The 4,796-nt window shown below is 55.8% G+C and carries 5 protein-coding genes and 1 tRNA gene; all 6 read left to right on the top strand.

Annotated features, from left to right (window positions below; all coding sequences use genetic code 11):
- Nucleotides 1-330 precede the first annotated feature (330 nt).
- The 6 genes from EKM86_RS12445 to EKM86_RS12115 all read left to right on the top strand — a co-directional run bounded on the left by EKM86_RS12445 (nt 331) and on the right by EKM86_RS12115 (nt 4,535).
- Nucleotides 331-418: transfer RNA gene (locus EKM86_RS12445), tRNA-OTHER, on the top strand.
- Between the two features lie 131 nt (nt 419-549).
- Nucleotides 550-1,779, top strand: coding sequence for a carboxylate--amine ligase (locus EKM86_RS12135; RefSeq protein WP_125758334.1), 1,230 nt, complete (start codon nt 550-552; stop codon nt 1,777-1,779).
- A 3-nt stretch (nt 1,780-1,782) separates the two neighbouring features.
- Nucleotides 1,783-2,793: a lipid II:glycine glycyltransferase FemX gene (locus tag EKM86_RS12130; protein ID WP_125758332.1), complete on the top strand. Its 1,011-nt coding sequence runs from the start codon at nt 1,783-1,785 to the stop codon at nt 2,791-2,793.
- A gap of 211 nt (nt 2,794-3,004) precedes the next feature.
- On the top strand, nt 3,005-3,328 hold the full coding sequence (locus tag EKM86_RS12125; protein WP_125758329.1) for a thioredoxin family protein: 324 nt from the start codon (nt 3,005-3,007) through the stop codon (nt 3,326-3,328).
- Nucleotides 3,318-4,061: a threonine/serine exporter family protein gene (locus tag EKM86_RS12120; protein WP_125758327.1), complete on the top strand. Its 744-nt coding sequence runs from the start codon at nt 3,318-3,320 to the stop codon at nt 4,059-4,061. Before EKM86_RS12125 ends, EKM86_RS12120 begins: the two co-directional genes overlap by 11 nt.
- A 15-nt stretch (nt 4,062-4,076) precedes the next feature.
- Complete coding sequence (locus EKM86_RS12115) at nt 4,077-4,535, top strand: threonine/serine exporter family protein (RefSeq protein WP_125758325.1); 459 nt, start codon at nt 4,077-4,079, stop codon at nt 4,533-4,535.
- The last annotated feature ends 261 nt before the right edge of the window (nt 4,536-4,796 follow it).

The following is a 4,796-nucleotide window of genomic DNA, read 5'->3' as shown; positions in this document are numbered from 1 at the left end:
AACACAGAAGTTAAGCTTCTCTACGCCGAGAGTAGTTGGTGGGTGACTGCCTGCGAGGGTAGGAAGCTGCCGCGCTTAAAGTAAGGACCGAGTAATCGGTCCTTTTTTGGTGCATGAGTTTGGTGCATGAGAATGACCTTTCAAGTTTTAGAGAGTTGGTCAACAAGGGACTAAATGAAACTTTTCAAAGGATCGAATGCTACGCGGGCCAGGAATCAAAGCAGGAAAGCTCAATAAATAACCGTTAATTCATGAGAATCTTATGATGGTTTCATGAAATTTATTTACATCGCTTGGACCGTGTCCTATACTAAATACTGTTAGTCATATGGAGAGTTGGCAGAGCGGTAATGCTGCGGGCTGCTTGCAGCCTGTGAGCGTAGAAATGCGTAGGGGGGTTCGACTCCTTCGCTCTCCTTAAAGCCGGTCGTCTCGGGGGTTCCCCGAGACGATTTTTTATTGTTAAAGCCGGCTCTGCAGCCTTGCCCGCATGGGCAGTTGTGCGATAATGGACAATGTAACTAAGCCTGCATATCAAAGGAGTTCACTATGGTAGATACCAGTTCGATTATTCCAGTCCTTGTCGGCACCGATGTCAACATTTACGGCATGGCGCGTTCGTTCCACGAAGCTTATGGGGTCAAAAGTCACTGCATCGGCGTGGCTGCCTTGGCCATGACTAAGGATTCGCAGATCTGCGACGTGACGGTTGTCGATCACTTCAAGGAAAACGAAGAGTTTGTTACCGCGCTGCTCGACATGGCGAAAAAGTACGGCAAGCCTGGGGTCAAGCCGATCCTGATCACAGCAGGCGACGAGTACACTGAGCTGGCCATTCGCAACCGCGAGGCACTGGAGGATACCTACATCATTCCATACCCGAGCGTGAAGGTCCTGGACAGCGTCTACTACAAGGATCATTTCTATCAGCAGTGCGAGGAAAATCACCTGCCGTACCCCAAGACAGTGGTGGTCAACCAAGAGAACTACGAGCAAAAAGTGGCCGACCTGGCGCTCGCGTTTCCAGTTGCGATGAAGCCCGCTGATGCGGCGCAGCAGATCGCGATGGATTTTCCTGGGCAGCGCAAGGCGTACAAGTTCACCGCCAAGGACCAGATCCTGACGATGTTGAAGCGGACGTATGATGCCGGTTACCGCGGCAACTTCCTGCTGCAGGACTTCATTCCCGGCGGCGACACCGCGATGTATACCATCAATTTCTACGCGGATCTGGATTCCAACGTGCGGCAGATGACGATGGGCCGCCAGCTGCTGCAGGACCCATCCGATTTTCTGGTCGGCAATTATGTCGCCACCTTTATCGAGTACCATCAGGACATTGAGGCGCGCCTGGCTAAGTTTATCAAGAACATGGGCTACACCGGGTTTGGCAACTTCGACCTTAAGTACGACGTGCGCGATCAGGAGTTCAAGCTGATTGAGCTGAACCCGCGCCAGGGCCGCAGCGGCTTTTACACCACGGCTTCAGGCCACAATCTGATCAAGCCGATGATCGAAGACCGCGTGTTCCACCAGCCGTTCACGGCGCCCGAGCTGGCCAAGAACGATTATCTCTGGCTGGGGGTCAATCCTGACGACGCCGTGGCCAATGTCAAGGATCCTGAGATCAAAAAGCATATGCAGACACTGATCGATGACGGCAAGTGGGGCAATACGCTAGAGTATCCGGCGGACAAGAGCTTTCTGCGCAATCACCGGATCAAGAAGTATTACGCGAGTTACAAGGCCCGCTTTGCGGCCAAAAATGAAGGGAAGTAAACAATGCCAATCGTTGATTTAAAGAATCAAGAAGCCGTTGCCCGCTACGAAAAATTCGTGGAAGACGCCCCGTACACCTCGGTGACCCAGTCCGTTGCCTGGTCAAAGGTTAAAAATAACTGGTCTCCGCTGTACGCTTACCTGGAAAAGGATGGCCAAATCACGGCCGGTATGTCGATCCTGACCGTCACGGACAAGGCTGGTAACACTTTTGCCTACTGCAGCAAGGGTCCAGTCTGCGATCCGACTGACATTGACACCATCGATGCGCTGGTCCAAGAGGCGCTGCCTGAACTGAAGAAGCGTAACGCCTTCCTGCTGCGGATGGATCCGGAGCTGGATTACACGGATGAGCTGAACGCGGCTTTTCAAAAACATGGCTACGTGACTCGCAATCGCAAGTTCCATGGCAACCATGACACGATCCAGCCGCGGTTCAACATTGTGCTGGACATCAAGGACAAGGACATTGATGGCGTGATGGCCACAATGACCGGCAAGACCCGGACCAAGATCCGCCACGCCATGAAGAGCGGTGTCGAAGTCGAAGTCGGTGATGGCGAAAAGCTGATGCCGGAATTTTTTGAGGCCTATAAGACGATGAGCGAGATCCACGGCATCACTTATCGGCCGCTGGCGTACTTTGATCGGATGTCCGAGGCGTTTGCCGGCAAGGACCAGATGAAGGTCTTCATCGCGCGAGTCGATGGCCAGCTGCAGGCTTCTGCGATTGCCTTCGCGTTCGGCGACAAGGTTTGGCACATGTACGGCGGCTCCATGCGAATCAAGAATTCATTGATGATCCCCTACCTGCTGCAGTACGAAATGATCAACTGGGCCTGCCAGGAAGGCAAGGCCAAGTACGACATGGGCGGCGTCTGGGGCCTGGACAGCTCCGATGGGCTGTACCGGTTCAAGCACCCGTTCGCGCCTGACACCCCGGTTCACGAGTACATTGGCGAGCTGGATTACGTGATGGACCAGGCCGCGTACGATGAATTCACTAAAGAATAACCATTAGAGTCGTGGTGACACGGCTTTTTTGCTGCCATTGATCCAAATGGCGACCGGAAAATGATAAACTAGGTTGGCGATGAGGCGTCCAGGTTCCACTTGGGCGCCATTCTTTGAAGTGGCAGCTGGGCTGAGATCAGCCGCTGCTAGCGTGCCTATTCAAACGCGCCGGGCGCATGCTACAATCAAAAAATGAAAGGACGGGATGAGGATGCCGACAGCAGTGACGAGTGAGACGATGACGACCCACCTAAGTGAGGGCCTGACGGTGGTCGATTTGTGGGCCGAGTGGTGCGGCCCATGCAAGATTTTGAGCCCGCTGCTTGCCGAGCTGGAGCAGGAGCTGCCCATGCGCGTGTTGACGCTGGACGTCGAAGGCGACACCGCCGTGGCCGATCAGTTCCACGTGCAAAGCATTCCCACGATGCTGCTTTACTGGCAGGGCAAACCGGTGGAAAAAGTCACCGGGGCGTACCCTAAGGCTAAGCTGCGCGCCCACTTCACCCAGTTTTTGGAGGCGCACGATGGAAAATGAACTGCTGACGACGTGCTTGCTTGCCGGCCGCATCATGATCGAAGGCGGGAGCGAAATGTACCGCGTGGATGACACCATGACGCGCATTGCGCAAAACGCCGGTGCCCAGTCGGCGCGGGTGTTCACCACGCCGACTGGGCTGTTCATCGGCATTGACGGGCCGGCGACGGTCCAAATCGCCCCGGTGGCCCAGCGTGGAATCGACATGGAAAAAGTCGCTGGCGTGAACAACTTGTCGCGGCAGTTTGCGGCCGGTCAGCTGACGCTCAGCCAGCTGCACCAGGCGCTGGAGACCCTTGATGCGCACACGCCATTTTTCCCGGTGTGGCTGCAGATCCTGGCTGCGGCGCTGTGCTCAACGACCTTGATGGTGATTTTTGCGCAGACCTATGACTGGTTCGACATGCCACTGGCCGCTTTGGTCGGCGCGCTGGGGTTTGCCGCCTACTACAAGGTTTCCAGCCTGACCAAGCTGCAGTTCATTTCCGAGCTTTTGGGCGCGTTTGTGGTCGGGTTGACCGCCTGGGTGGGCGTACGCCTCGGCGTGGGTCGTGACATCAACAACATCATCATCGGTGCGGTCATGCCGCTGGTGCCTGGGGTGGCGATCACCAACTCGATCCGGGATATGCTGGCGGGACACCTGCTCTCTGGCATGGCGCGCGGCATGGAGGCCATTCTGTCGGCTTGTGCCATCGGCGTCGGGATCGCGATCATTTTTCGGTTTTTCTAGGCAAGGAGGGGCGTCATGCCATTAGCCTTACAAGTGCTGGTTCAGGTCAGCTTCTCTTATCTGTCCACCATTGCGTTTGCCATCATCATTAACGTGCCGCACAAGGCGCTGAACCTGGCCGGTTGGGCCGGAGCCGCCGGGTGGCTGGTTTACTGGACGCTGATGCAGCTCAGTACCGGCCGCATGCTGGCGAACCTGCTCGGCGCGCTGACCATCGGGCTGTGCGGGATCGTGTTTTCCCGCATTAAAAAAATGCCGGTGATCATTTTCAACATTCCCGGCCTGGTGCCGCTGGTGCCAGGGGCGACCGCCTACCAGGCGGTGCGGGCGCTGGTGCTCGGCAATCTGGATCAGGCGCTGTCGTTGACGTTTCGCGTCGCTATGGTGGCCGGCGCGATCGCGGTTGGCTTCCTGCTCGCGCAGCTGGTGGCCGAAATGACCTACCGCAAGCCTGCAAAAACCTCGAAAGCATGATATAATACCATTATGCGATGAGTCGAGTAACCAGTAATGGTGAAAGGTCAGCTGATCAGTCGGGCACATCCCGACACCCAGCGGATTCCGGGGATCAGTGGTCTTAGGTTGTGGAGCCGGCGGACCTGACTGGAAACAGTTCTGACATATGCGCGCGAACCAGGATCAAACTTGGCTCGCGCGCTTTTCTACGCCTAGTCAAGAGAAATGTTGATGTTCCGGTATTTGTTTTGCCCGGAATTGTTGGTGCGAGACCTCACA

Source organism: Lacticaseibacillus hegangensis (assembly GCF_003946465.1).
GTDB lineage: Bacteria > Bacillota > Bacilli > Lactobacillales > Lactobacillaceae > Lacticaseibacillus > Lacticaseibacillus hegangensis.
The sequence above is the reverse complement of the archived record's forward strand: the minus strand, read 5'-3'. Positions and strand labels throughout refer to the sequence as shown.

Coding starts and splice junctions, on each gene's coding strand:
- EKM86_RS12115 (WP_125758325.1), top strand. CDS start 4,077: ATGCCATTAGCCTTACAAGTGCTGGTTCAGGTCAGCTTCTCTTATCTG.
- EKM86_RS12130 (WP_125758332.1), top strand. CDS start 1,783: ATGCCAATCGTTGATTTAAAGAATCAAGAAGCCGTTGCCCGCTACGAA.
- EKM86_RS12120 (WP_125758327.1), top strand. CDS start 3,318: ATGGAAAATGAACTGCTGACGACGTGCTTGCTTGCCGGCCGCATCATG.
- EKM86_RS12125 (WP_125758329.1), top strand. CDS start 3,005: ATGCCGACAGCAGTGACGAGTGAGACGATGACGACCCACCTAAGTGAG.
- EKM86_RS12135 (WP_125758334.1), top strand. CDS start 550: ATGGTAGATACCAGTTCGATTATTCCAGTCCTTGTCGGCACCGATGTC.